23 protein-coding genes and 1 tRNA gene are annotated in these 24,124 nt (G+C 62.8%); 19 read left to right on the top strand and 5 right to left on the bottom strand.

Going from position 1 to position 24,124, the window contains the following annotated elements:
* Positions 1-114 precede the first annotated feature (114 nt).
* From nagZ to NLY37_RS11055, 10 genes are all read left to right on the top strand, one after another.
* Entirely contained in the window at positions 115-1,134 is a 1,020-nt protein-coding gene (gene nagZ / locus NLY37_RS11100) for a beta-N-acetylhexosaminidase (RefSeq protein ID WP_023741507.1), read from the top strand.
* A 174-nt stretch (positions 1,135-1,308) separates the two neighbouring features.
* Positions 1,309-2,109 carry a segregation and condensation protein A gene (locus NLY37_RS11095; RefSeq protein WP_023667690.1) on the top strand — a complete coding sequence of 267 codons (801 nt, stop codon included), beginning with the start codon at positions 1,309-1,311 and terminating at the stop codon, positions 2,107-2,109.
* Positions 2,106-2,873 carry an SMC-Scp complex subunit ScpB gene (scpB, locus tag NLY37_RS11090; protein WP_023667689.1) on the top strand — a complete coding sequence of 256 codons (768 nt, stop codon included), beginning with the start codon at positions 2,106-2,108 and terminating at the stop codon, positions 2,871-2,873. Before NLY37_RS11095 ends, scpB begins: the two co-directional genes overlap by 4 nt.
* Before the next feature lie 180 nt (positions 2,874-3,053).
* A complete protein-coding gene (locus NLY37_RS11085) occupies positions 3,054-3,275 on the top strand; it encodes a twin-arginine translocase TatA/TatE family subunit (protein WP_023681650.1) in 222 nt (73 codons plus the stop codon).
* An 86-nt stretch (positions 3,276-3,361) separates the two neighbouring features.
* Positions 3,362-4,102, top strand: coding sequence for a Sec-independent protein translocase protein TatB (gene tatB, locus NLY37_RS11080; RefSeq protein ID WP_023741506.1), 741 nt, complete (start codon positions 3,362-3,364; stop codon positions 4,100-4,102).
* Positions 4,099-4,974, top strand: coding sequence for a twin-arginine translocase subunit TatC (gene tatC, locus NLY37_RS11075; RefSeq protein WP_023688219.1), 876 nt, complete (start codon positions 4,099-4,101; stop codon positions 4,972-4,974). The genes tatB and tatC overlap by 4 nt, the downstream gene beginning before the upstream one ends.
* A gap of 109 nt (positions 4,975-5,083) precedes the next feature.
* Positions 5,084-6,388 (top strand): serine--tRNA ligase, encoded by a 1,305-nt coding sequence (gene serS, locus NLY37_RS11070; RefSeq protein WP_023667685.1) that lies wholly within the window; start codon positions 5,084-5,086, stop codon positions 6,386-6,388.
* Positions 6,388-7,149: a 5'/3'-nucleotidase SurE gene (gene surE / locus NLY37_RS11065; protein ID WP_023710683.1), complete on the top strand. Its 762-nt coding sequence runs from the start codon at positions 6,388-6,390 to the stop codon at positions 7,147-7,149. The genes serS and surE overlap by 1 nt, the downstream gene beginning before the upstream one ends.
* Positions 7,150-7,175: 26 nt before the next feature.
* Positions 7,176-7,829: a protein-L-isoaspartate(D-aspartate) O-methyltransferase gene (locus NLY37_RS11060; RefSeq protein ID WP_023667683.1), complete on the top strand. Its 654-nt coding sequence runs from the start codon at positions 7,176-7,178 to the stop codon at positions 7,827-7,829.
* 324 nt (positions 7,830-8,153) lie between these two features.
* Positions 8,154-9,653, top strand: coding sequence for a peptidoglycan DD-metalloendopeptidase family protein (locus tag NLY37_RS11055; RefSeq protein WP_023667682.1), 1,500 nt, complete (start codon positions 8,154-8,156; stop codon positions 9,651-9,653).
* Positions 9,654-9,753: 100 nt separating this feature from the next.
* Here the strand turns inward: NLY37_RS11055 and NLY37_RS11050 are convergent, their stop codons facing one another.
* Positions 9,754-10,629 carry an ATP-binding protein gene (locus tag NLY37_RS11050; RefSeq protein ID WP_023741504.1) on the bottom strand — a complete coding sequence of 292 codons (876 nt, stop codon included), beginning with the start codon at positions 10,627-10,629 and terminating at the stop codon, positions 9,754-9,756.
* 271 nt (positions 10,630-10,900) lie between these two features.
* Between NLY37_RS11050 and yajC the strand changes: the two genes are divergently transcribed.
* The 5 genes from yajC (at position 10,901) to NLY37_RS11025 (ending at position 16,314) form a co-directional block, all read left to right on the top strand.
* Positions 10,901-11,248: a preprotein translocase subunit YajC gene (gene yajC / locus NLY37_RS11045; protein ID WP_023741503.1), complete on the top strand. Its 348-nt coding sequence runs from the start codon at positions 10,901-10,903 to the stop codon at positions 11,246-11,248.
* Positions 11,249-11,302: 54 nt separating this feature from the next.
* Positions 11,303-12,298: a SecDF P1 head subdomain-containing protein gene (locus NLY37_RS11040; RefSeq protein WP_023741502.1), complete on the top strand. Its 996-nt coding sequence runs from the start codon at positions 11,303-11,305 to the stop codon at positions 12,296-12,298.
* Positions 12,299-12,516: 218 nt separating this feature from the next.
* Positions 12,517-15,069, top strand: coding sequence for a protein translocase subunit SecDF (gene secDF, locus NLY37_RS11035; protein WP_023741501.1), 2,553 nt, complete (start codon positions 12,517-12,519; stop codon positions 15,067-15,069).
* Between the two features lie 11 nt (positions 15,070-15,080).
* The gene (locus NLY37_RS11030; RefSeq protein WP_023667676.1) at positions 15,081-15,470 is read left to right on the top strand and encodes an Mth938-like domain-containing protein; all 390 of its coding nucleotides are present in this window, start codon (positions 15,081-15,083) and stop codon (positions 15,468-15,470) included.
* A gap of 25 nt (positions 15,471-15,495) precedes the next feature.
* Positions 15,496-16,314, top strand: coding sequence for a phytoene/squalene synthase family protein (locus NLY37_RS11025; RefSeq protein WP_023741500.1), 819 nt, complete (start codon positions 15,496-15,498; stop codon positions 16,312-16,314).
* Between the two features lie 28 nt (positions 16,315-16,342).
* Here the strand turns inward: NLY37_RS11025 and trmFO are convergent, their stop codons facing one another.
* The 3 genes from trmFO to NLY37_RS11010 all read right to left on the bottom strand — a co-directional run bounded on the left by trmFO (position 16,343) and on the right by NLY37_RS11010 (position 18,606).
* A complete protein-coding gene (gene trmFO, locus NLY37_RS11020; protein WP_023741499.1) occupies positions 16,343-17,755 on the bottom strand; it encodes a methylenetetrahydrofolate--tRNA-(uracil(54)-C(5))-methyltransferase (FADH(2)-oxidizing) TrmFO in 1,413 nt (470 codons plus the stop codon).
* 515 nt (positions 17,756-18,270) lie between these two features.
* Positions 18,271-18,414, bottom strand: coding sequence for a DUF1127 domain-containing protein (locus NLY37_RS11015; protein WP_023667673.1), 144 nt, complete (start codon positions 18,412-18,414; stop codon positions 18,271-18,273).
* A 51-nt stretch (positions 18,415-18,465) separates the two neighbouring features.
* Positions 18,466-18,606 carry a DUF1127 domain-containing protein gene (locus NLY37_RS11010; protein WP_006335194.1) on the bottom strand — a complete coding sequence of 47 codons (141 nt, stop codon included), beginning with the start codon at positions 18,604-18,606 and terminating at the stop codon, positions 18,466-18,468.
* A 234-nt stretch (positions 18,607-18,840) separates the two neighbouring features.
* On the opposite strand from NLY37_RS11010, the gene NLY37_RS11005 reads away from it, so the two are divergent.
* From NLY37_RS11005 to NLY37_RS10995, 3 genes are all read left to right on the top strand, one after another.
* Complete coding sequence (locus NLY37_RS11005; protein ID WP_023741498.1) at positions 18,841-19,953, top strand: DUF2157 domain-containing protein; 1,113 nt, start codon at positions 18,841-18,843, stop codon at positions 19,951-19,953.
* A complete protein-coding gene (locus NLY37_RS11000) occupies positions 19,950-20,531 on the top strand; it encodes a GDYXXLXY domain-containing protein (protein WP_023741497.1) in 582 nt (193 codons plus the stop codon). Before NLY37_RS11005 ends, NLY37_RS11000 begins: the two co-directional genes overlap by 4 nt.
* A gap of 75 nt (positions 20,532-20,606) precedes the next feature.
* The gene (locus NLY37_RS10995; RefSeq protein ID WP_023741496.1) at positions 20,607-22,055 is read left to right on the top strand and encodes an aromatic amino acid lyase; all 1,449 of its coding nucleotides are present in this window, start codon (positions 20,607-20,609) and stop codon (positions 22,053-22,055) included.
* Positions 22,056-22,156: 101 nt separating this feature from the next.
* Here the strand turns inward: NLY37_RS10995 and NLY37_RS10990 are convergent.
* Positions 22,157-22,239 (bottom strand) — tRNA-Leu (locus NLY37_RS10990).
* Between the two features lie 350 nt (positions 22,240-22,589).
* Here NLY37_RS10990 and tig point away from each other — a divergent pair.
* Positions 22,590-24,065 carry a trigger factor gene (gene tig / locus NLY37_RS10985; RefSeq protein WP_023741495.1) on the top strand — a complete coding sequence of 492 codons (1,476 nt, stop codon included), beginning with the start codon at positions 22,590-22,592 and terminating at the stop codon, positions 24,063-24,065.
* The last annotated feature ends 59 nt before the right edge of the window (positions 24,066-24,124 follow it).

The raw sequence follows: 24,124 nt of genomic DNA, 5'->3' as shown, positions 1-24,124 counted from the left end.
AGCCGGCGCGTTCCCAAGGGTCGCGCCGGCTTTTTCATGTGGATGGGCGAGAGGTTGAGGCGCTTGCCGTCCGGGGAGATTCCCTTTGGCGGCGCGAAGCCCTAAACTGGCGGAATGACCGAATCAAAATCCATGATCCTCGGCTGTGCCGGGAAATCGCTGACCCGCGAAGAAATCCGTTTCTATCGCAATGAATGCCCGTGGGGCTTCATCCTGTTTGCGCGCAACATCGGCGAAACCGAGCAGATCCGCGATCTGGTCGCCGAAATGCGCGACTGTATCGGGCGCCCCGATGCGCTGGTGTTCATCGACCAGGAAGGTGGCCGGGTGCAGCGCCTGCGGCCCCCGCTGGCGCCGAACTATCCCGCCGGCGGCGCGCTCGGTGCATTGTGGCGCAAGGACCATGATGCCGGCACCCGCGCTGCCTGGCTGATGGCGCGGCTGCATGCCTTCGACCTGTTACGCTACGGTATCTCTGCCGATTGCCTGCCGGTGCTGGACGTGCCGATCGAGGGCGCCAGCGACGTCATCGGCGCGCGCGCCTATGGCAAGGAGCCGCGCCCGGTCATCGAACTCGGCCGCGCGGCGGCGGAAGGGCTGATGTCGGGCGGCGTGCTGCCGGTCATGAAGCACATTCCGGGTCACGGGCGCGCCTTTGCCGACACGCATTTCGGACTGCCTGTGGTCGATGCCTCGCTGAGCGACCTGCAGCGGCATGATTTCGCCCCGTTCCGCGAGCTTAGCCATCTGCCGATGGCGATGACGGCGCATGTCGTCTACAGCGCCATCGATCCGAACAACCCAGCGACCACCTCAGGCAAGGTCATCGACGAGATCATCCGCCGCGAGATCGGCTTCGACGGGCTGTTGATGAGCGACGACACCTCGATGAAGGCACTTTCTGGGGATTTCCCGACAAAGGCGGCCTCGATCCTTGCGGCGGGCTGCGATCTGGTCCTTCACTGCAATGGCGTTTTCGAGGAGATGGCAGGCATCGCATCGCGAACCACGGGACTTGAAGGGACGTCGCTGGAGCGCGCCAACCGGGCGCTGACCTATACAAGGGATCGCGACCGGGCCGACGAAACCGAGATACGCGCCGAGTTTGCCACCTATTTCGATGCGGTGGCCTAGAGACGGATGATTTCAGGTCTGTTCGACCTGAAATCTGAATCCGTCTCTAAATTAGATAGAGAGAGCATGATGTCGTCCGAAAACCGCTTCACACTTTTCGGCATCATGCTCTAACCAGAGGTAAAGGAACAAGTGGCGGAAACATTGGACAGCAAGGCTGCGAAGGCCGCACCGATGGACCGTCTGTGGGCCGAGAACGACGATTCACGGGTCACCGGCGACCCGTCGCTGGTCGTCGACGTCGCCGGGTTCGAAGGTCCGCTCGACCTCTTGCTGCATCTCGCCCGCAACCAAAAGGTCGATCTGTCGCGGATTTCCATCTTGGCGCTGGTCGAGCAATATCTGACCTTCGTCGAGACGGCGAGGGCGCTGAGGCTTGAGCTTGCCGCCGACTACCTGGTGATGGCGGCGTGGCTGGCCTTCCTCAAGTCGAAGCTCCTCATCCCCAAGCAGCCCGGCGAGGAAGGCGAAAGCGGCGAGGAACTGGCCGCGGTGCTGCAGTTCCGGCTGAAGCGTCTGGAGGCCATGCGCGACGCCTCGGCAAGGCTGGTCAACCGCAACCGGCTCGGCCGCGACGTGTTTGCACGCGGCATGCCTGAAATGGTCATCGTCGAGAAGCGTAACGCCTATTCGGCCTCGCTCTACGATTTGCTCACCGCCTATGCGCAGCAGCGCCAGAAGCAGGCGATCACCAATGTGACAATTGCCCGGCGTGGCGTGTGGTCGCTCAAGGATGCGCGCGATATCCTGACCCGGCTGATCGGCTCGCTGCGCGACTGGACGGCGCTGGACAGCTATCTGATCAATTACCTGACCAGCCCGGACGAACGGCGTACCGCGATCGCCAGCTCGTTCGCGGCGTCGCTGGAACTGGTGCGCGAAGGCAGCATCGAGATGCGGCAGGACCAGGTGTTCGCGCCGCTCTATCTGCGCGGCCGCGCGCAGCCAATCAAGGCAGTCGAGGTGGCATCATGAGCGAACGCGCCAACGCTTCGGTCATTCCGTTCAAGGTTGAAGAAGAGACCGAGGAGGGCATTATCGCCCAGGACCCGACTGATACCCTGCTTCTGAATCCTGGCGAACGGCTGCACATGGCCGAAGCCATACGCATGGCCGAGGCGATCGTGTTCGCCAGCGCCGAGCCGGTCAGCGAAAAGCAGCTCGCAGCCAGATTGCCCGACGGCATCAGCATTGCCGCTGCCATGGCTGAGCTGCAGCAGATCTATGCGCGGCGCGGCGTCAATCTGGTCCGGGTCGGCGATGCCTGGGCTTTCCGTACCGCCGGCGATCTCGCCTTCCTGATGAGCCGCGACACGGTGCAGCAGCGCAAGCTGTCGCGCGCGGCGCTCGAAGTGCTGGCGATCATCGCCTACCACCAGCCGGTGACGCGCGCCGAGATCGAGGACATCAGAGGCGTCGAGACCTCGAAGGGCACGCTGGATACGCTGCTCGAAACGGAATGGGTGCGCATGCGCGGCCGCCGCCGCACGCCCGGCCGTCCCGTCACCTACGGCACGACAGACACTTTCCTCGACCATTTCGCACTGGAGGAGATCCGCGATCTTCCCGGCATGGACGAACTGAAGGGGGCAGGGCTGCTCTCCGGCCGCATGCCGTCGAATTTCGCCATCCCGTTGCCGCCAGCCGATCCGGACGCGCTGACCGAAGACGAGGATGCGTTGACCGACATCGATCTCGAGGAACTCGGCCTGCTGACGCCGCGCGTCACGGAAGATTGACCGCAAGCCGCTGTCAAAAAGCTGCATTGCTGCGGTAGATGCGCCGATTGGTAGCGGGCGGCTTTGCCGAAAATGCGTGACATAAGCCGCGCCTTCATAAACTTTGTCGCTGTTGTGTTTGAATCCCAACGCGAAAACGCATAGATCATCGCCAGGGAAAACATTCGAGAGAGAGTTACAATGGGTTCATTTTCGATTTGGCACTGGATGATCGTGCTGGTGATCGTGCTGCTGGTGTTCGGCCGCGGCAAGATTCCCGAGCTGATGGGCGACATGGCCAAGGGCATCAAGAGCTTCAAGAAGGGCATGGCCGACGACGATACCGCCGAAGACAAGCGCACCGTCGAGCACCGCCCGGACGAGACCGTTTCGGCAGTGAAGGAAAAGGCCAGCAAGAGCTGAGCCGAAGGTTGTTGCTTTTGTGCAAGTCGTTGTCCCAAAACCGCTTCGCACTTTTGGGCGACAAGCACTAGTCGGAACTGATTGCCATGTTTGAAGTCGGCTGGACCGAAATGCTGGTGATCGCGATCGTCATGATCGTGGTCGTCGGACCCAAGGATTTGCCCAATATGCTGCGCACCTTCGGCCGCACGACGGCGAAGCTGCGTGCCATGGCCTCCGACTTCCAGAAGCAGTTCAACGAGGCGTTGAAGGAAGCCGAGCTCGACGACGTCAAGAAGTCTGTCGATACGCTGCGCGGCCTCAATCCGGCGGCCGAAATCCGCAAGCAGCTCAATCCGTTCGAACAGGCGGCAGCCGAGGTTCGCTCCGGCGTCGATGCGGTGATGAAGCCGAAGCCCGCCGTCGACCCCTCAACGCCCGCGGCAGAAACACCACAGCCGGCCGAGCCGCTCAAGAACGGCGCGACGGTGATGCCGGGTGTCAACGGACCGGAAACAGCGCCGGCGGCGCCGATCCTTCCGGCGATGACCGATCAGGCGGTGGTGACACCGGCTGCAGCAACAGCAGCGCCACGAAACGCGCGCGCCAAGGGGGCTGCGATATCAAAGGCCCCGGCAACCAAAACAGCGGCAGCCAAGGCAGCACCGGCAAAGCCGGCGCCTGCGGCGAAGGTTGCGGCCAAGCCGTCAGCGGCGCCCGCCAAGGCTGCACCTGGAAAAGCCGCCACCAAGCACGCTGCTGCACCGAAGGCAGTCGCAAAGGCTGAGCCGAAGCCTGCGCCGGCCACGAAGCCCGCGTCCAAGAAGACGGCGGGGGCCGCCAAGTGAGCATTACGGACAGCGAAAAGGACGAGATCGAGAAGTCGTCGGCTCCGCTGATGGAGCATCTGATCGAACTGCGCCGGCGGCTGATCTGGTCGATCGGCGGTTTCTTCGTCGCCTTCCTCGTCTGCTTCTTCTTTGCCAAGAAGCTGTTCAATCTTTTGGTCGTTCCGTTCAAGTGGGCCACGCAGTGGGCCGGGCTCGATCCGCACAAGGTCGAGCTGATCTATACGGCGCCGCAGGAATTCTTCTTCACCCAGGTCAAGCTCGCCATGTTCGGCGGCATGGTCATCGCCTTTCCGCTGATCGCCACGCAGATCTACAAATTCATCGCGCCAGGCCTCTACAAGAACGAACGCAACGCCTTCCTGCCGTTCCTTATCGCATCGCCGATCCTGTTCCTGATGGGAGCGTCGCTGGTCTATTTCTTCTTCACGCCGATGGTGATGTGGTTCTTCCTCGCCATGCAGCAGGCCGGCACCGACGACCAGGTGCAGATTTCGCTGCTGCCGAAAGTGTCGGAATATCTCAGCCTGATCATGACGCTGATCTTCTCCTTCGGCCTGGTGTTCCAGCTGCCGGTGGTGACCAGCCTGATGACGCGCGTCGGCATGCTGTCGTCGAAGGCGCTGGCCGAGAAGCGCAAATGGGCGATCGTCATCGCCTTCGTCGTCGCGGCGGTGCTGACGCCGCCTGATCCGATGAGCCAGATCGGTTTGGCCATCCCGACCATCCTGCTCTACGAGGTGTCGATCTGGGCGGCCCGGCTGATCGAGCGCGATCAGGTCAAGCAGAAGCTGGCGCGCGAGAAGCAGGAAGCCGCCGAAGCCGTGGCCGAAAAGGCGGCGGACGCGTCCTCAAAGCAGGCTCCTTCATAGGCTGTCGCGTTCGGGTATCCGCGTTAGCGGAAAAACGCGACAGCCGCCATCTTGCATCGATGAAGGATGCGGTTTACGCCCTCAGGCCTTAGCTCGAGGACGACCAACCATGCTTGATATCAAATGGATTCGCGACAACCCGAAGGCCCTTGTCGAGGCGCTGGCCAAGCGCTCGTGGTCGGCTGACGAGGCGCAGTCCACGGTCGATGAGCTGATCAAGAAGGACGAAGCGCGGCGCGAGCACGTCACCGAGCTGCAGACCAAGCAGGAACGCCGCAACGCCGCCTCGAAGGAGATCGGCAACGCCATGCGTTCGGGCGACACGGCACTTGCCGAAAAGCTCAAGGCCGAAGTCGGCGATATCAAGACCTTCATCCAGAATGGCGAGGCGCGCGAGCGCGAGCTCGACAAGACGCTGAACGATGCGCTGGCGGTGCTGCCGAATGTGCCGCTCGACGACGTGCCGGTCGGCAAGGACGAGCACGACAATGTCGTCAAGCATATCGTCGGCGAGGTGCCGACCCGGCCGAACTGGGTGAAGGAGCATTTCGAGATCGGCGAAGCGCTCGGCATGATGGATTTCGAGCGGGCGGCAAAGCTGTCGGGATCACGCTTCACCGTACTGAAGAGCGGGCTGGCGCGGATGGAGCGCGCCATCGGCCAGTTCATGCTCGATCTGCACACGACCGAGCATGGCTATGAAGAAGTCATCCCGCCACTGATGGTGCGCGACGAAGTGCTTTTCGGGACCAACCAGCTGCCGAAATTCGAGGACGACCTGTTCTTCGTGCAGCATGGCGATGGCCGGCTCGGGTTGATTCCAACCGCCGAGGTCCCGCTCACCAACCTGGTGCGCGAAGAAATCACGGCCCATGAAAAGCTGCCGCTGCGCTATACGGCGCTGACGCCGTGCTTCCGCTCGGAAGCGGGCTCCGCCGGCCGCGACACGCGCGGCATGTTGCGCCAGCACCAGTTCTACAAGGTCGAGCTGGTCTCGGTCACCGACCAGGAGTCTTCGCTCGCCGAGCACGAGCGGATGACGCAGTGCGCGGAAGAGGTGCTGAAGCGACTGGAGCTGCCGTTCCGCACCATGGTCCTGTGCACGGGCGACATGGGGTTTGGCGCGCGCAAGACCTACGACATCGAGGTCTGGCTGCCCGGCCAGAACGCCTATCGCGAAATCTCGTCCTGCTCGGTCTGCGGCGACTTCCAGGCCAGGCGCATGGATGCCCGCTACAAGGACCGGGATGGCAAGGGCAACCGCTTTGTGCACACGCTGAACGGTTCGGGCACCGCTGTCGGCCGTGCGCTGATTGCCGTCATCGAAAACTACCAAAATGAGGATGGCAGCGTAACCATTCCTGAAGTGCTGCGGCCTTATATGGGCGGTCTGGCGAAGATCGAATCGAAGTAATGCGCATCCTTCTGACCAATGATGACGGCATCCATGCCGAGGGCCTGGCGTCGCTCGAACGCATCGCCCGCACGCTGTCGGACGATGTCTGGGTCGTGGCGCCGGAGCAGGACCAGTCCGGCTACGCGCACTCGCTGTCGATCTCGGAGCCGCTCCGGCTGCGCAAGATCGGCGAGAAACACTACGCCGTGCGCGGCACGCCGACCGACTGCGTCATCATGGGCGTCAAGAAGATCCTGCCAGGCGCGCCGGACCTGATCCTGTCGGGCGTCAATTCCGGCGCCAACATCGCCGACGACGTGACCTATTCCGGTACCGTCGCCGGCGCCATGGAAGGCGCGCTGCTCGGCATCCGCTCGATCGCACTCAGCCAGGGTTATTCCTATGTCGGCGAGGACCGCGTCGTTCCCTACGAGACCACCGAAGCGCTGGCGCCGGCGCTGCTGAAAAAGCTTGTCGCCATGCCGCTGCCGGACGGCGTGCTGCTCAACGTCAACTTTCCCAACTGCCTGCCTGACGAGGTCGCCGGCACCGTCGTGACGTCGCAGGGCAAGCTGGTGCACAGCCTGTGGGTCGACGAGCGCCGCGACGGGCGCGGCCTGCCTTATTACTGGCTGCGCTTCGGCCGCGAGCCGGTCGAGGGCAAGCAGGGCACCGATCTCCATGCTCTGCGCAACCGGCTCGTGTCTGTGACGCCGCTGCAGCTTGACCTCACCGCGCATGAGATCCGTGACCAACTGACCAAGGCGCTGTCTGAATAAGGTGTTCGCATGAAGAAGGTTCTGGCATGAACTTGCCGCTCGACGATCGCGAGGGTTTTGCCGCGTTCCTGCTGCGCCTGCGCGGCCAAGGCGCGGTGCCGAAGGCGCTGATCGCAGCCTTCGAGGCGACGCCGCGGCGCGGCTTCCTCAACGGCCAGTTCCATTCCATCGCCTGGTCGGACGGCATGCTGCCGATCGAATGCGGCGAGGCGATCGAGGGCGCCGATCTGCAGGCGGCGGTGATTGCGGCCTTGGCAATAGAGCCCGGCAACCGGGTGCTGGAGATCGGCACCGGCTCGGGCTACACGGCAGCGGTGATGTCGCGGCTCGCGGCGCGCATCGTCAGCGTCGACCGCTACAAAACGCTGGCCGAGCAGGCCAGGCAACGCTTCGAGGCGCTCGGCATCGGCAATGTCATCGTGCGCCAGGCCGACGGTTCCAACGGGCTTGCCAATGAAGCGCCGTTCGACCGCATCGTAGCCTGGGCGGCTTTCGACAGCCTGCCGCGCTTCCTGCTCGACCAATTGTCGAGCGGCGGCATCGTCATTGCCCCGATCGGGCCGGAGGAGGGCGAGCAGGTGCTGGCCAAGCTGACCAAGGTCGGCAGCCGCTTCGAGCGCGAGGATATCGGCACCGTGCGCCTGCAGCCGATCCTGCGCAGCGTCGCGGCGGTTATTTAGGTGCGCTGATATTCATGTGAGGCCGGCCTGCAAATGGCAGGTTCCTGCGCTTCCGGTGCTCACATGTTTGAGTACGCTCCGCTCCGGCCTTCGCCGGTCGAAGCCGTCATAAATGCCTCCGCTCTATGAAGGCTACGGCCGGCGTAGGCCGGTTCTCAGAACCTGTCATTTTCGACTCGGCCTGACCTGAATCTCAACGCACCTTCGGCGCGTTCGAAAATGTTTTAAGAAAATTTGCGTCTGATTCTATGGGGTTAACCCGCCAGTAACATTAACGCGCTTTAATCATGACCAGTGTGTACCGGGTCTGTGCGGGTTAGTGCGATGCAATTCAGTGTTTTGAAGGCAAACGGGCGTACTCTGTCGCGGGGCTGCGCTGTCCTCATGCTAGCCGGAGTGGCGGCGGGGTGTAGCTCCCAAGTCTCGCGGTTCAATGGTGTCGACGACGTCTTCACCTCCTCGACCAACAATCAGCGTGCCATCATCGACAAGCAGAGCACTGCGCAGCCCTATCCGGGCGATGTGGCGGCCGAGCCGATCGCTGCGGCACCTGTCGATGGCAGCCATAACCAGTCGGTCAGCCGCTCCAGCCTGGAGCCAGTCACCGTCCAGCAGCTGCCGCCGCCGAGCGCGCCCAAAGCTGCTCCGATGCGCACCGCTTCCGCGCCGGCGCTTGCACCGGCACCGCATGTCGACAGAACGACTACCGGCACCGTCCAGCCGGCGAGGCCGTTCAAGAATGCCGGTGACTCCGATCCGAAACCACTTGCGGCTGGTACGCCGCATGCGACCGAGATCGTGGTCAGCGACGGCGAGACCATTTCCGGCATCGCTCATCGCTATCATGTGCCCGCCGACGTGATCATGAAGGTCAACGGCTTGAGCGCCACCAAGGGGCTGAAGACCGGTCAGAAACTGGTCATCCCGGCCTATGCCTATTCAAGCAAGGGGACAGAGCCGAAACTTGCCGACGGCAAGCCGGCAAACAGCCCCAAGGCGCCGGCGCCGGAGAAGGTCGCCGTACTGCCGCAGCAGCCGAAACTCAAGGACGGCAAGTCCGCCGCGCAGGTTGACGCTTCGGCAGCGAACAAGCCGAAGACCGACAAGCCGGCGCAGACTGCCTCGGCCGCGCCAAAAGCCGGCGCGGGCACCTACACGGTCCAGTCGGGCGACAGCCTGTCCTCCATCGCCAGGAAGACCGGCGTTGGCGTCGTGGCGCTGAAGCAGGCGAACGGCATGCAAGACGGCCTGCTCAAGATCGGCCAGACGCTGAAGGTTCCGGCAGGTGGCACTGCAACGGTCGCCAGCGCCAAGCCGGCCAAAGTTGATCCGGTGACGACCGCGACCACCCAACCGGCGGCAAAGCCGACGGAGACGCTCGCCACCTACACGCCGCCGAAGAAGGACGCCAAGGTTATCCAGCAGGCCGAGGACGACGATGCTGTTGCGCCCGATGCCACCGGCATCGGCAAGATGCGTTGGCCGGTGCGTGGCCGCGTCATCTCCAATTTTGGTGGCGGCAAGGATGGCGTCGACATCGCCGTGCCTGAGGGGACGCCGGTCAAGGCGGCCGAGAATGGCGTGGTCATCTATGCCGGCGACGGCCTCAAGGAATTCGGCAATACGGTGCTGGTGCGCCACGAAAACGGGCTGGTCACCGTCTATGGCCACGCCAGGTCGATCGAGGTGCAGCGCGGCCAGAAGGTCAAGCGCGGCCAGGAAATCGCGCTGTCGGGCATGAGCGGCACCACCGACTCACCGAAACTGCACTTCGAAGTGCGCAAGAACTCGGCCCCGGTCGACCCCTCTGGCTATCTCGAATAGAACAATAAACGTTTTGCAGGCCGTCTGACCTCCAGTCCGGCCCGCCGGCTCAGCCCGCTCCGCAAGGGGCGGGCTTTTTCAGTGACCTGACGGAAATCAATCAGTCGTTCAGCGGCTTGCCGAGCCGGCCGGCCAGATCCTGGGTGAACTGCCAGGCGACGCGGCCCGAGCGGCTGCCGCGCGTCGTTGCCCATTCCAGCGCCTCGGCGCGCAGCTGCTCCGGGTCGATAGTGAGCCCGTGATGGCTGGCATAGCCGTTGACCATGTCGAGATATTCGTCCTGCGAGCACTTGTGGAAGCCGAGCCACAGGCCGAAACGATCGGACAGTGAAACCTTTTCCTCGACCGCCTCGGACGGGTTGATGGCGGTCGAGCGCTCATTGTCGATCATGTCGCGCGGCAACAGGTGCCGGCGGTTCGACGTGGCGTAGAAGATGACATTGGCCGGGCGGCCCTCGACGCCGCCTTCAAGGGCTGCCTTAAGCGACTTGTAGGAGGTGTCGTCATGGTCGAAGGAGAGGTCGTCGCAAAACAGGATGAAGCGAAACGGCGCCGCCTTCAGCAGGCCCATCAGCCTGGGCAGCGTGTCGATATCCTCGCGATGGATCTCGATCAGCTTGAGCGGCGGGTCGGATTTTGCCCTGGCGTTGATCTGCGCATGCACGGCCTTGACCAGGGAGGATTTGCCCATGCCGCGCGCGCCCCACAACAACACATTGTTGGCGGCATGGCCGGCGGCGAAGCGTTCCGTGTTGTCGACCAGAATGTCGCGCACGCGGTCGACGCCGCGGATCAGGCCGATGTCGACGCGGTTGACCTTGCGCACCGGCTCGAGATAGCCGGGATCGGCCTGCCAGACAAAGCAATCGGCCACGGCAAGATCGGTCTGCGGCACTGGCGGCGGAGCGAGGCGGGTGACCGCCTCGATCAGGCGGTCGAGCTTTTGGTTCAGGGCCTCGATGGTGCTGTCGGTCATGTCTCGTCTTTTATGTTTCCGCACGAACGTGCGTAGGGGCCGAAATCGTCTTGATCCGGGCGAGATAGAAACTGGCTCCAAGCTTTTGTTTGGGCATGATCTTTTGCGAAAACCACGCCCGTATTCCGGGAGCATGCTCTAACACGGGTCAACCGGCCGGAAAAGCAGCTGAAAGCCCGGCCGCGCAGTTGCATTGGTAACTTTACCCACTATATTCCGGCCAAATTTGGCGAGGCCGCCCTACGGCCTTCTTCGTAACCAGGAGTTCTTGATGTTCGTCACACCGGCATACGCCCAAGCTACCGGAACTCCGCTTGGTCCGTTCGGGGATATCGGCATGATACTCCCGTTCGTTCTGATCTTCGTGATCATGTATTTCCTCATCATCCGGCCGCAGCGCGCCCAGTTGAAGAAGCGCCAGGAGATGATCTCGGCCGTGCGCCGTGGCGACACGGTCATCACCGGCGGCGGCTTCGTCGGCAAGGTGACCAAGGTGATCGACGACCACGAACTCGAGATCGACCTTGGCGGCGGCACCAAGGTGACGGCGCTGCGCTCGACGATCGCCGACGTGCGGGTCAAGGGCGAGCCGGTGGCCAACCAGAACGCCAAGAAGTAAGCCAGTTTCCCAAGCGGAGCGATCCGCGGGCAGAGCTCTGACAAAAGACGGCGTATGGTCCATTTTTCGCGCCTGAAAATGATCCTGATCTGGCTTGCTATCGCCACAATGCTCGTCGACGCGCCCAGTCTTCACGCTGCCGGCCCGGACGTGCTGCTTCGATTGGACGCGACCGATGTGATCGATCGCCGGTTGGAGGCGACGCGTGACGAAATCAGGACGCTGCTGCGCGATGCAAGGATCGGCTATACTGCTCTCGCTAAATCGGGTCGGGCCGTTCAGGTGCATATCACCGACGCCGCTCAGGTCGGCGCGGCCAAGATGGCATTGAAGGCGGTGACTGATCCTGTCCTTGGCAGCGCTGGTCCGGTCCAGGAAATGATCCTGGATGATACCGGAGCAGCGTTGCTCAAGTTCAAGGTAACAGACACAGGCATCAAGTATCGGATTTCGATCGCGCTTGCGCAGTCGATCGTGGTCATTAAGAATCGCCTGCGTGATCTTGGTGTTGCCGACCCAGTAGTTCAGCCAGAGGGCGAAGACGGTATGCTGGTCCGGACCTCGGGCGTTGCGGATCTGCAAAGGCTGAGGAGAATTCTCACCCGAACCGGAATGCTGACCTTTCAGTGGGTTGATGAGTCGATGCCGGTCGCTGATGCGATCAATGGCCGGACGCCCGCTGGCTCGGTGGTGGTTTATTCGAAGGACGATCCACCGGTTCCCTATCTGGTTGAGAGCCGGACGATCGTTTCCAGTGACGACATTGTCAATGCTCAGGCGACTCCCAACTCCGTCACAAATGAGCCGGCGGTTTCGTTCACCTTCGATTCCAGGGCAACGGCACGCGTTGCGCAGGCGACCTCGCAGAATGTCGGCAAGCGATTTGCGATGATCCTCGACAACCAAGTGCTTTCGGTGCCAGTCGTCCGCGAGCCAATTCTTAACGGCCGCGGCCAGATATCGGGCAACCTCACCAAGGAGAACGCCGATGATCTGGCCTTGCTTTTGCGTTCCGGACCGATGCCTGCACAATTGAAAATAGTCGAGTAGCGCACGATAGCGCCCGGCGGTGATCAGAATTAGAATGGGAACCGACAGAGGCGATTGACGCCGAAACCGCTGCCGGCGGCAGCGCCAAATTGACCTCAGCGCGCTCGACAATCGGCGAAGTGCGGGTTAAGGGCGAGCCGGTGGCAAATAAGAACGCCAAGAAATAACCGAATTGTCGGCGGAACGATCCGCCAGTACGCCCTGACGGACAACGCCATATGCTGTATTTTTCGCGCCTGAAGATGATCCTGATCTGGATCGCCGTGGCCGTCACATTCATCCTTGCCGCGCCAAATCTCTTCCCGGCCAGCACATTGGCGCAATTGCCCAACTGGGTGCCGAAGCGGCAGATGACGCTTGGTCTCGATCTGCAGGGCGGTTCGCACATCCTCTTGCAGATGGACCAGAATGATCTCGTCAAGGCGCAGCTGGAAACGACGCGCGACGAGATCCGCACGCTGCTGCGCGATGCCAAGGTGGGCTATACCGGCCTTGGCGGCACCGGCAGGACCGTACAAGTGCGCATCACCGATCCAACCCAGATCGATGCCGCTAAGACGGCGCTTAAGCCGCTGACCGATCCGGTCGCCGCCGGCCTGTTCACCGGTGGCTCCATCCAGGAAATGTCCCTGGATGATTCCGAAGCCGGGCTGCTCAAATTCACCGTCACCGACGCCGGCATCAAATACCGCACCTCAGCCGCATTGGCGCAGTCGATCGAAGTCGTCGAGCGTCGCGTCAACGAACTCGGCACCACCGAGCCGATCGTGCAGCGCCAGGGCGACGATCGTGTGCTCGTCCAGGTGCCGGGCCTGCAGGATCCGCAAAGGCTGAAGGAGATCATCGGCCAGACCGCCAAGATGACCTTCCAGATGGTCGATACCTCGATGTCGGTGCAGGATGCGCTGAACGGCCGCCCGCCGGCAGGCTCCTCGGTGCTTTATTCGCAGGACGATCCGCCGGTTCCGTATCTGGTGGAAAATCGCGTCATCGTGTCCGGCGAGGATCTTGCCAAGGCCACCGCAACTTATGATTCCCGAAACAACGAGCCGGTGGTTTCGTTCGTCTTCAACTCGCGCGGTGCGACACGGTTCGGCCAGGCGACCCAGCAGAATGTCGGCAAGCCGTTCGCCATCATCCTCGACAATCAGGTGATTTCGGCGCCGGTGATCCGCGAACCGATCCTCGGCGGCAGCGGCCAGATTTCAGGCAATTTCACCGCCGAAAGCGCCAACGACCTCGCCGTGCTGCTGCGGGCCGGTGCGTTGCCGGCAAAGCTGACCGTGATCGAAGAACGCACGGTGGGCCCGGGCCTCGGCCAGGATTCGATCCATGCCGGCAAGGTCGCCGGCATCATCGGCTCCATTCTCGTCGTCGCCTTCATGTTCGTCGCGTACGGACTTCTGGGCTTCCTCGCCAACATTGCGCTCGCCGTGCACGTGGCGATGATCGTCGGGGTTTTGTCGCTGCTTGGCGCGACGCTGACCTTGCCCGGCATTGCCGGTATCGTGCTGACCATCGGCATGGCGGTCGATTCCAACGTGCTGATCTATGAGCGCATCCGCGAGGAGCGACGGGCCGGCCGTTCGGTCATCCAGTCGATCGACACAGGCTTCACCAAGGCGTTGGCGACCATCGTGGATTCCAACGTGACGTCGCTGATTGCCACGGTCGTGCTGTTCTATCTCGGCACCGGACCGGTGAAGGGCTTCGCCATCACCTATGCCATCGGCATCCTGACCACGGTGTTCACCGCCTTCACCTTCACCCGTCTGCTGGTGTCGATCTGGCTGCGCCGCGCGCGTCCGAAGGAATTGCCGCGTGCGCCGGTGACCTTCGTTCCGGCCGGCACGAAAATCCCGTTCATGGGCATCCGCCGCTGGACCTTCGCACTGTCCAGCCTGCTGTCTGTCCTCTCGGTCGTGCTGTTCATGACCGTCGACATCAATTACGGCATCGACTTCAAGGGCGGCTCGATCATCGAGGTGCAGTCCAAGCAAGGCGACGCCGATATTGGCGATATCAGAAGCCGGCTGTCGGAGCTAAACATCGGTGAAGTGCAGGTCCAGCAATTCGGCGCGCCGAACGACGTGCTGATCCGCGTCGGCACCCAGGATGGCGGCGAGAACGCCGAGCAGACCGTCATCGACAAGGTGCGCGGCGAGCTCCAGGACAATTACGATTTTCGCCGCGTCGAGGTAGTGGGTCCCACCGTTTCGGGCGAGCTGGCCAAGCAAGGCACGATTGCCATGATCATCGCGCTGATCGGCATCCTGGTCTATGTCTGGTTCCGCTTCGAATGGCAGTTCGCGGTCGGCGCCATCGTGGCGACGGTGCACGATGTGGTGATGACGCTGGGCTTCTTCGTCATCACCGGGCTCGAATTCAACCAGTCTTCGCTGGCGGCGATCCTGACCATTATCGGCTATTCGCTCAACGACACGATCGTCGTCTATGACCGTGTTCGAGAAGATTTGCGAAAATACAAGCGAATGCCGCTGCCGCAATTGTTGAACAACGCCATCAACGAGACGCTGTCGAGAACGACGCTGACCTCGGTCACGACCATCCTGGCGCTGCTGGCGCTGGTGTTGTTCGGCGGCGAGGTGATCCGCTCGTTCACCATGGCGATGCTGTTCGGCGTCGTCTTCGGCACCTATTCGTCGATCTTCATCGCAGCGCCCTTGCTGATCCTGTTCAGGCTCAGGCCGCAGGGAGCGAGCGCCGATGAGGAGAAGCCGGTTGGTGGCGGCAAGGCCATGGCGACCTGACGGCTGCGCTGGTGGCAAAAGGCATCGTCATCCGCGAGGCGCATTTCCCCGGACGGGCGCCGATCGAAGCCTACGGCAATGGCGGCTTCCGCTTCGCCGACATGTCGCATCGCGGCTCGCTTCTGTGCCTGCCCTCCGGCATCCATGGCTGGGAGCCGGCCGATCCGCTGGCCCTGACGGCGGCGGATTTCGACCTGCTGCTGGCCGAGGCCGACAAGGTCGAGATCCTGCTGGTCGGCACAGGCAAGGATTTGCGGCCCTTGCCGGCAGCACTTCGGGCGGCGCTGAAGGCGGCTGGCATTGGCTCCGACCCGATGTCGACGGGGGCAGCGGTGCGGACCTACAATGTTCTGCTTGCCGAAGACCGCGCCGTGGCCGCGGCGCTGATCGCCGTCGACTGACGTGACCGATACAGCTGACATCGTCATGGAGACGGTGCGCGCCGGCGACCATGACCGCTATGTCAGCGCACTCTATGCACCGGCCAACAAGCGCGCGGCGCTGTTTTCGCTTTACGCCTTCAATGCCGAGATTGCGTCTGTCCGAGACCGCATCCACGAGGCATTGCCGGGCGAAGTGAGGCTGCAATGGTGGCGCGATGTCATCGCTGCTGAAGCCGCAGCCACAGGCAACCCGCTCGCCGATGCGCTGAAGGCGACGATTTCTGCCCATGGCCTGCCCAAAACTGCCTTTCGCAACATGCTCGAGGCCCGCATCTTCGACCTCTATGACGATCCGATGCCGTCGCGCACCGATCTCGAGGGATATTGCGGCGAGACGGCGGCCGCGCTGATCCAGCTGGCGGCGATGGTGCTCGATCCCATTGAGGCGCCGCGCTTTGCCGAACTGGCGGGCAGGGCCGGCTGCGCCCAGGCGATGACCGGCCTGTTGCTGCTGTTGCCGCTGCATCGCCGACGCGGGCAATGCTTCGTGCCGGCGGATATCCTTGCCGCGGCCGGCTCGTCGCCGGAGGAGTTCGTCAGCGGCGACGGCGGCCCCGGCGCTCAGCGCGCGGTGGCTGCGATGATTGCATTGGCGCAGGAGCATCTCCGCGCTTTCGAGCAAGGGGCGTCCGCACTTCCGGAAACGCTGCGTCCGGCGTTCCTGCCGCTGGCGCTGACCAGCGCCTATCTCGGCAAGATGGCCAATGGCCGCTCGCCGCTTGGTGGCGCAGCCCGGCTTTCGGCTCTGCGCCGGCATTGGCTGTTGCTCAGGCGCGCAACGCGCGGTTGGCCAGCGAGTTAGTCGATCGCGTTAGGACTCTGAGACTTGGCTATTCAGCAGCTTCCGATGTTTGCGCCGGCAGCCCTAGCCACTCCCGACAATCTGCCCGCGCGCGTGAGGTGATCGCGTGGCGCTTGGCCACCGTCTTGTCCTTGCCGCGCAGGCGTTTGCCTTCGGTCTTCGGTGCTTCCACCGGCGGGAACAGGCCGAAATTGACGTTCATCGGCTGGAACGAGCGTTTGCCCAGCTCGTCGTCGGAAACGATGTGGCCGCCGGTGATGTGGTTGAGCAGGGCGCCGAAGGCGGTGGTGAGCGGTGGCAGCGATGGCGCGTGGCCGAGCCGCTCGGCGGCGGCGAAGCGGCCGGCGAGCAGGCCGATCGCCGCGCTCTCGACATAGCCCTCGCAGCCGGTGATCTGGCCGGCAAAGCGCAGGCCCGGCCGCGACTTCAGCTGCAGCGAGGCGTCGAGCAAGGTCGGCGAATTGATGTAGGTGTTGCGGTGCAGGCCGCCGAGACGGGCGAACTCGGCGTTTTCCAGGCCCGGAATGGTGCGGAAGACGCGCACCTGCTCGGCATGCTTCAGCTTGGTCTGGAAACCGACCATGTTGTAGAGCGTGCCCAGCGCATTGTCCTGGCGCAGCTGCACCACGGCATAGGCTTTTACCGTCGGATTGTGGGCATTGGTCAGCCCCATCGGCTTCATCGGCCCGTAGCGCAGCGTCTCAACGCCGCGCTCGGCCATGATTTCGATCGGCAGGCAGCCGTCGAAATAGGGCGTGCCTTCCCACTGCTTGAATTCGGTCTTCTGGCCGTCGACCAGCGCCTGTACGAAGGCGAGATACTGGTCCTTGTCCATCGGGCAATTGATGTAGTCCTTGCCGGTGCCGCCGGGCCCAACCTTGTCGTAGCGCGACTGGAACCAGCAGGTGTACATGTCGATCGTGTCGAAATGGATGATCGGGGCGATGGCGTCGAAGAAGGCCAGCGCGTCGGCGCCGGTTGCCTCGGCAATCGACTGGGCGAGCGACGGCGCGGTCAGCGGTCCCGTGGCGATGATCGCCTGGTCCCACTCCGCCGGCGGCAGGCCCGGCACTTCCTCGCGCTGGATGGTGATCAGCGGGTGGGCTTCGAGCTTCTTCGTCACCGCGTCGGAGAAGCCGTCGCGATCGACGGCCAGCGCGCCGCCGGCCGGCACCTGGTTGGCGTCGCCAGCACTCATGATCAGCGAGCCGGCCAGCCGCATTTCGGCATGCAGCAGGCCGACGGCATTGTTCTCGGCATCGTCGGAGCGGAAGGAATTGGAACAGACGAGTTCGGCCAGCCCATCGGTCTTGTGCGCATCGGTGCCGCGCACCGGCCGCATCTCATGCAAAATGACGGGAACGCCGGCCTGCGCTGCCTGCCAGGCGGCTTCGGAGCCGGCGAGGCCGCCGCCGACGATGTGGATTGGATTTTTGCTCATGAGCGCCGGAATAATCGCTTGGCGCGCCGTTTGCAATTGGCCGGTGCGAGCGTGGGTCATTGTCGTGCAACGACGGAGCTCGACTTTCTTATGTCCGCGGCGACGGTCTGATGGCGGCGTAAAGCGCCTCGATCGACTGCATGCGCAATTGAAAAGCCTGCCCCAAAACAACAACACCCGCCGCGGGAGGAGGTGCGGCGGGTGTCGTTTTTGGGGCCGATCCTCGGGAGGAGGTGGGGATCGGCCGTATTCGTCATCGCCGGGGAGGAGGTCGGCTTTGACGAAATTCTTTTCGCCGGATCGAGGGAGGCGAAATCCCTGGAAGACGAACTGCGTTCACTTTGAAGACGAACTAGCGTTCGCTTCGGAAAGACGAACTGCGTTCGGTTTGGAAACAGCGCCCGCCGCGGGAGGAGGTGCGGCGGGCGCCGTTTTGGTGGTCAACCCTCGGGAGGAGGTGAAGGCTGACCGTATCCGTCAGGGTCGGGGAGGAGGTCGACCCTGGCAAATTCTTGTTAGATCGTCGCCCTGCGGGCGATGATCTTGATCTCGTCACGGACGATGCCGAGATCATGGAGCTGACGGTTCGAAAGGCGACCCAGCTCGGTAACGGTGTCGCGGTAAACGCGCCAGTTACGATAGTTGCGGATCAGGTTCATTGTCGTTCTCTTTTTCAAAACTGGTTCGGACCATTTGCGATCCGAAGAGGATTAGACCGCCTTGCGGGCGACGTAGTGGATGTCGCTGCGGCTGATGCCGAGGTCGGTCAGTTCACGGTTCGACAGGCGGCTCAGCTCGGAGACGGTGTCCCGGTAGCGGCGCCAGTTGCGGTAGTTGCGGATCAGGTTCATGGTAGTGCTCGTTTCGTCTTTCTTCGGATCATTCCGTTTGTGTACGAACAGTAAATAGGCTGGGTTATATCGATTTAAAAGTGCTGTTGGCGCATGGCAGCAATGCAAATTGTGCAATGCAACATTAACGCGCATTCACGCTTCGTCATGAAGAAACCCGAATCGGAAAATGACGTTGCGTCAACGATTTGAGCGGATCGGCTGTCAGAAAGACCAATCTGGGGGAGAAGCGGCATGGCGAGCTATTCGTCGCGGGCGAGGGCCGATATCGGGCGGTGGCTGCAGGCTGGCCTGATCGACGCAAAGACGGCCGATGCGCTTAAGCGCGACATCGACGCAAACGAGCGCAAATCGCTGAGCTTCGGCACTATATTGGCCATGATGGCGGCGCTGCTGTTCGGCGCCGCGATCCTGCTCTTCGTCGCCGCCAACTGGGACGCCATCCCGCGGCTGGTGCGGGTCGCCACACTGTTTGCCGTCATTCTCGCCGGCTATGTCGGCGGCGCGGTGTTGAAGATGCGCGACCATGCGGCGATCGGCGAGGCGCTGTGGATCGTGGCCGCCGCGGCCTTCGGCGGATCGATCGCGCTGATCGGCCAGATGTACCATCTCACGGGCGACGAGGCCTCGGCCATCGTCACCTGGGGCATCGGCACGGCACTTGCCGCGGTGGCGTTGCGCTCGAACCCGCTGACGGTCGCTGCCGTCGGCATATCCATTGCCTGGCTGTTCGTGCGCGCGTTCGACTTTTATGACCGCCCCGTATTTCCGGATTTCTTCGTCGTGATGGCGCCGGTGCTTTTTGTCGTCTCATTCTGGACGCGTAGCCAGCCGGCACGCCACTTGATCATTCTCTCGGTCATTTTCTATATCGCGGTGCGCGGCCTGGACCAGAACACGCTCGCCCTGGCTATTCCTCTGGTCGCGGTGTCGGCGCTGCTGTTTGCGGTTTCCATCTTCGCCGCCGGGCCGGCCGACCGGATCTTGCAGCTCGGCGGGCGGTTGCCTTTGCACGCCTTGACCGGCTTTCTCACCGGGCTGGCGATGATGCAGATCGAACTGGGCGATGACAACGCCTTCAGCAACGGCTTTGCCATTGCGTCGGTCATCGCGCTGGCCGGCATTGCCGCGGCGATCATGCTGGGCGGGCGCGAGAGCAGGGGGCTGCGCTGGGTTGCCTATGCCGGCTTTGCCTTCGAGCTCGCCATTATCTACGTCGTGACCTTGCAGACGATGCTCGGCACGGCCGGCTTCTTCCTGGCTGCCGCAGTGCTGTTCGGCATGCTGGCTCTCGTCATCATCCGTGTGGAAAAACGCATGAAGGCCCCGGAAGGAGCGGCAGCATGATGTCGGGAAAGAAACTTGTCATCTCGGCGCTGGTCCTGGCGCTCGTCCAGATCGGCTTCCTGAGCTGGATCATCGCCGGCCGCGCGGCGATCCTGCGCAACGGCAAGGAGGTCTTGCTGAAAGTCGAGCCGGTCGATCCGCGCGATCTGCTGCGCGGCGACTATATTATCCTCGGCTATGAAATATCGCGCTTGCCGGTGAAGCTGATCGCCAACATCCCGGCCGGCCAGCTCGTGAGCGAGAACACGCCGATCGTGGTCCGGCTGAAGCCGGGTGCCGACGGCTATTGGCATGCGACCACGGCCTGGTTCGGCAAGGCTCCGACGCCGGCGACCGCCGACGAAGCCGATATTGTCGGCCAGGTCGCGCCGGGCTGGACGCTTGATCCCGAATCTACGATCGCACCGCAATACGGCATCGACCGCTTCTACCTACCTGAGGGCCAGGGCATGGCGATCCAGAACGACATGCGGGTGCGGCCATTCGGCGTGCGCGTCGCGCTCGCCGCCAGTGGCCAGGCACAGATCAAGGCGCTGATGGACGGCGACAAGACATTGTTTGAGGAACCGCTCTACTAGAAGACATTACCCAGGGCATGGATTTCGGCAACGATCGATCGCTTCGCCCTCATGCAAACCAGACGGGCGAAGACAATGCCGATTACGGTGACGACGCGCGAAGATATCAATCTCGATGCCGTTTTGCGCGTCGCCTGGAGAAACGACACGGTCGAAATCGGCGACAAGGCCTTGCAACGCATTGCCGAATGCCGCGCCTCGTTCCTGAAACTCATTGAGTCCGATCCGCCGCCGGTCATCTACGGCGTCACCACCGCGATGGGCGAGCTGGCAAGCCGCAAGCTCGAACTTGACGAGCGCGACCGCCATGCGCGCATCAAGGCTTTTGCTGCCGCCACATCGTTCGGTGAGCCATTGCCCGAGCGCGTCGTAAGGGCGATCGTGCTGGCGCGGCTGACCAATTTCATCGAAGGCAATGCCGCCACCACGCCGCGCATCGCGCTAGCCGTTGCGGCGATGCTCGACGGCGGCCCGATGCCGGTGGTGCCGTCGCAGGGGCAGGGCGGCGCCGGCGAGATTCTGGCGCTCTATCCGCTGTTTGCCGAGCTTACCGCTGGCCTGGAGCTCGAAGTGAAGGAGCGGGGCTCGCTGATCAACGGCTCGCCCTGCGCTGCCGCCCTTGTGGCGGACGCAGCACTTGCCGCACGCCGTCGCGTCGCGATGGCGCACAAGGTGTTTGCGCTGTCGATCGAAGCCTTTCGTGCGCCGCTCGAGCATTATGATGCCGCGCTCGACGGGCTGTGGGGCGACGCGCACGAAGCGGCCGCCTTGCAAGGGTTACGGCAATACCTGGTTGGCGCCGGCGACGGCCGGCGCAACTATCAGGCGCCGGTCAGCTACCGCATCGTGCCGCGCGTGCTCGGCCATGCGCACCGGGCGCTGACCGGCGCCGAGCAGGCGGCCACCGTCTCGCTTGCCTCGATCTCGGATAATCCGGTCTATATCCCGCCCGACGCCGCGCACCCGCTCGGACGCTGCATCTCCACCGGCGGCTATCACAATGCCATTGCGACGCCGGCATTAGACGATCTGGCGGCGATCTGGGCCGATCTCTGCCTGCTTTGCGACCGCCACGCCTCAAAACTGCTGAACGGCAAGGTGTCGCTGCTGCCCGATCTGTTGATGACCGGGCGCCACTGGGCCGACAGCGACGGCCACGGCAATGTCGGCTATGTCCCGATGGCGATCACCGGCTATCTCGAGCAGGCCAAGCTCGCGGCGCAGCGCACCTTCATCCCGGGCACCGAATCGGCGGGCGCCGGTCAGGACGACGTCGCCACGACGGCATTCTTCGCCTGGACCAAGGAGGCGACCGCCGGACGCTGCCTTGATGCGGCGATGGCGATGCTGGCCATGATCGCCTCGCAGGCGCTGCACGTCACTGAACGCGCCGCGCCGCCGGCATTGCAGGATTTTGTCGCGGATATCAGGAAGATCGTGCCGCCGGTCGACGCCGACCGGGTGCTGGGGCCGGAGCTGGCGAAATTGGCGGAGTGGTTTACCGGTCAAGTGTTTGAAGTGTAGGCCGTCGCCGCCAGTCCTCCTACGCCACGGCTTCGGAGGACACCCTTCGCTTTATCAAGCTCCTGGGTGGCCTGCCACCCGAAGCTCGATAGAGCGAAGGGTGGTGCGGGTAGAGGGACTCGAACCCCCACGATCTCTCGCCAGAACCTAAATCTGGTGCGTCTACCAATTCCGCCATACCCGCGTTGGCGGGCAATCCCATGTAGCCATCATTCTGTCAATGTCGGTGCGAAAATGTCGACCGTTGGGGCGGTCATTCGCTGCAACGCGAAGATGGTTGAAAATTGGCCTCGCCTGTGACAAAAGGCGTGTCAAATGTGACGGGACGCGCCGATCCGCTTCTGCAGAATGTGATAAGAAGTAGGAAAAACAAGAACTTATTCACATCTTGGAACGCAGTTTGGAAGAATTTGAGCCGTAATTTCGGTCAAATCCCCAGGTTCCGTGCCAAAAGCCATTCCCGGCAAGATTGTACCGGCAGGCTGTACGGCAAGACGCCGTGGCAGCCTCTTTGGTGAAGATAAAGGTTTTACGATGCAGGTCACCGAAACGCTCAACTCCGGTCTCAAGCGCGAGATCAAGATCACCGTGCCGGCCGGTGATATGGAAGCCAAGCTGATGGCGCGGCTGTCCGACGCCAGGAACAAGGTCCGCATCAACGGCTTCCGTCCCGGCAAGGTGCCTGTGCAGCATTTGCGCAAGGTCTACGGCAAGTCGTTCATGGCCGAAGTGGTCAACGAGATCCTCAACGATTCGACCCGTTCGATCATCACGGGGCGTGGCGAAAAGGCCGCCATGCAGCCTGAAGTGATCATGACGGAAGACGAGAAAGAGGCCGAGAAGATCCTGGCCGGCGGCGCCGACTTCGAATTCCGCCTCAACTACGAGGTCATCCCGGCGATCGAGATCAAGGATTTCTCCGACATCAAGGTGACGCGCCAGGTATTCGAAGTGCCGGACAGCGAGATCGACGAACAGGTCCAGCGCGTTGCCGAATCGGCGCGAAGCTTCGAGCCGAAGACCGGCAAGGCCGCCGAAGGCGACCGCGTTTCGATCGACTATGTCGGCAAGATCGACGGCGAGGCCTTTTCCGGCGGCGCCGGCACCGACCAGCCGCTGGTTCTGGGGTCCAAGGAATTCATTCCGGGCTTCGAGGACCAACTGATCGGCGCCAAGGCCGGCGACGAGAAGCAGGTCACCGTCACTTTCCCGGAAAACTACCAGGCAGCGCATCTGGCCGGCAAGGAAGCCACCTTCGACGTCACCGTCAAGGAAGTGTCCAAGCCCGGCGCGCTGGAAATCAACGACGAAATGGCCAAGAATCTCGGCCTGGAATCGCTGGAGCGCCTGCGCGACGTGGTGCGCGGCCAGATCGAGAACCAGTTCGGTTCGATGACCCGCCAGAAGGTCAAGCGCCAGCTGCTCGACCAGCTTGACGCGGCCTATTCGTTCGAGGCGCCGTCGAAGCTCGTCGATGCCGAGTTCAACAACATCTGGACCCAGGTCAACCGCGATCTCGAAGCCGCCGGCCGTACCTTCGCCGACGAGGAGACGACGGAAGAAGAGGCACGCGTCGAATATCTGCGGCTTGCCGAGCGCCGCGTGCGTCTCGGCCTGGTTTTGGCCGAGATCGGCGAGAAGGCCGGCGTCACCGTTTCCGACGAGGAACTGCAGCGCGGCCTGTTCGAGCAGGTGCGCCGCTACCCGGCCAACCAGCAGCAGGAAGCCTTCGAGTTCTATCGCAGCAATCCGGAAGCCCTGAACACGCTGCGCGCGCCGATGTTCGAGGAGAAGGTCGTCGACCATCTGCTCAGCCAGATCTCGGTCACCGACGTCAAGGTCAGCAAGGAAGAGCTGATGGCTGACGACGAAGAGGGCGATACCGCCAAGGCCAAGCCGGCGAAGAAGGCCGCTGCCAAGAAGGCCGACAAGGCTGAAAAGGCCGATGACGCGGATGAGCCTAAGAAGAAGGCAGCCCCGAAGAAGAAGGCCGCCAAGGACGCCGAATAAGCGCCTGACGACAAGATCAGAAAAGGCCGCCCTCGAGTGAACTGACCCCATAAAGTTGG

Origin of the sequence: Mesorhizobium sp. C395A (assembly GCF_030323205.1) — a bacterium.
In the GTDB taxonomy this organism is placed as follows: domain Bacteria; phylum Pseudomonadota; class Alphaproteobacteria; order Rhizobiales; family Rhizobiaceae; genus Mesorhizobium.
This window is presented reverse-complemented; position numbering and strand designations above follow the sequence as displayed.

What these genes read in the sequence shown, in the direction of transcription:
- NLY37_RS11055 (WP_023667682.1), top strand. Translation starts at nt 8,154, where the DNA reads ATGCAATTCAGTGTTTTGAAGGCAAACGGGCGTACTCTGTCGCGGGGC.
- tatB (WP_023741506.1), top strand. Translation starts at nt 3,362, where the DNA reads ATGTTTGAAGTCGGCTGGACCGAAATGCTGGTGATCGCGATCGTCATG.
- scpB (WP_023667689.1), top strand. Translation starts at nt 2,106, where the DNA reads ATGAGCGAACGCGCCAACGCTTCGGTCATTCCGTTCAAGGTTGAAGAA.
- NLY37_RS11050 (WP_023741504.1), bottom strand. Translation starts at nt 10,629, where the DNA reads ATGACCGACAGCACCATCGAGGCCCTGAACCAAAAGCTCGACCGCCTG.
- tig (WP_023741495.1), top strand. Translation starts at nt 22,590, where the DNA reads ATGCAGGTCACCGAAACGCTCAACTCCGGTCTCAAGCGCGAGATCAAG.
- secDF (WP_023741501.1), top strand. Translation starts at nt 12,517, where the DNA reads ATGCTGTATTTTTCGCGCCTGAAGATGATCCTGATCTGGATCGCCGTG.
- yajC (WP_023741503.1), top strand. Translation starts at nt 10,901, where the DNA reads ATGTTCGTCACACCGGCATACGCCCAAGCTACCGGAACTCCGCTTGGT.
- NLY37_RS11015 (WP_023667673.1), bottom strand. Translation starts at nt 18,414, where the DNA reads ATGAACCTGATCCGCAACTATCGTAACTGGCGCGTTTACCGCGACACC.
- NLY37_RS11085 (WP_023681650.1), top strand. Translation starts at nt 3,054, where the DNA reads ATGGGTTCATTTTCGATTTGGCACTGGATGATCGTGCTGGTGATCGTG.
- surE (WP_023710683.1), top strand. Translation starts at nt 6,388, where the DNA reads ATGCGCATCCTTCTGACCAATGATGACGGCATCCATGCCGAGGGCCTG.
- serS (WP_023667685.1), top strand. Translation starts at nt 5,084, where the DNA reads ATGCTTGATATCAAATGGATTCGCGACAACCCGAAGGCCCTTGTCGAG.
- nagZ (WP_023741507.1), top strand. Translation starts at nt 115, where the DNA reads ATGACCGAATCAAAATCCATGATCCTCGGCTGTGCCGGGAAATCGCTG.
- NLY37_RS11000 (WP_023741497.1), top strand. Translation starts at nt 19,950, where the DNA reads ATGATGTCGGGAAAGAAACTTGTCATCTCGGCGCTGGTCCTGGCGCTC.
- trmFO (WP_023741499.1), bottom strand. Translation starts at nt 17,755, where the DNA reads ATGAGCAAAAATCCAATCCACATCGTCGGCGGCGGCCTCGCCGGCTCC.
- NLY37_RS11060 (WP_023667683.1), top strand. Translation starts at nt 7,176, where the DNA reads ATGAACTTGCCGCTCGACGATCGCGAGGGTTTTGCCGCGTTCCTGCTG.
- NLY37_RS11025 (WP_023741500.1), top strand. Translation starts at nt 15,496, where the DNA reads ATGGAGACGGTGCGCGCCGGCGACCATGACCGCTATGTCAGCGCACTC.
- NLY37_RS11095 (WP_023667690.1), top strand. Translation starts at nt 1,309, where the DNA reads ATGGACCGTCTGTGGGCCGAGAACGACGATTCACGGGTCACCGGCGAC.
- NLY37_RS10995 (WP_023741496.1), top strand. Translation starts at nt 20,607, where the DNA reads ATGCCGATTACGGTGACGACGCGCGAAGATATCAATCTCGATGCCGTT.
- NLY37_RS11010 (WP_006335194.1), bottom strand. Translation starts at nt 18,606, where the DNA reads ATGAACCTGATCCGCAACTACCGCAACTGGCGCCGCTACCGGGACACC.
- NLY37_RS11005 (WP_023741498.1), top strand. Translation starts at nt 18,841, where the DNA reads ATGGCGAGCTATTCGTCGCGGGCGAGGGCCGATATCGGGCGGTGGCTG.
- NLY37_RS11040 (WP_023741502.1), top strand. Translation starts at nt 11,303, where the DNA reads ATGGTCCATTTTTCGCGCCTGAAAATGATCCTGATCTGGCTTGCTATC.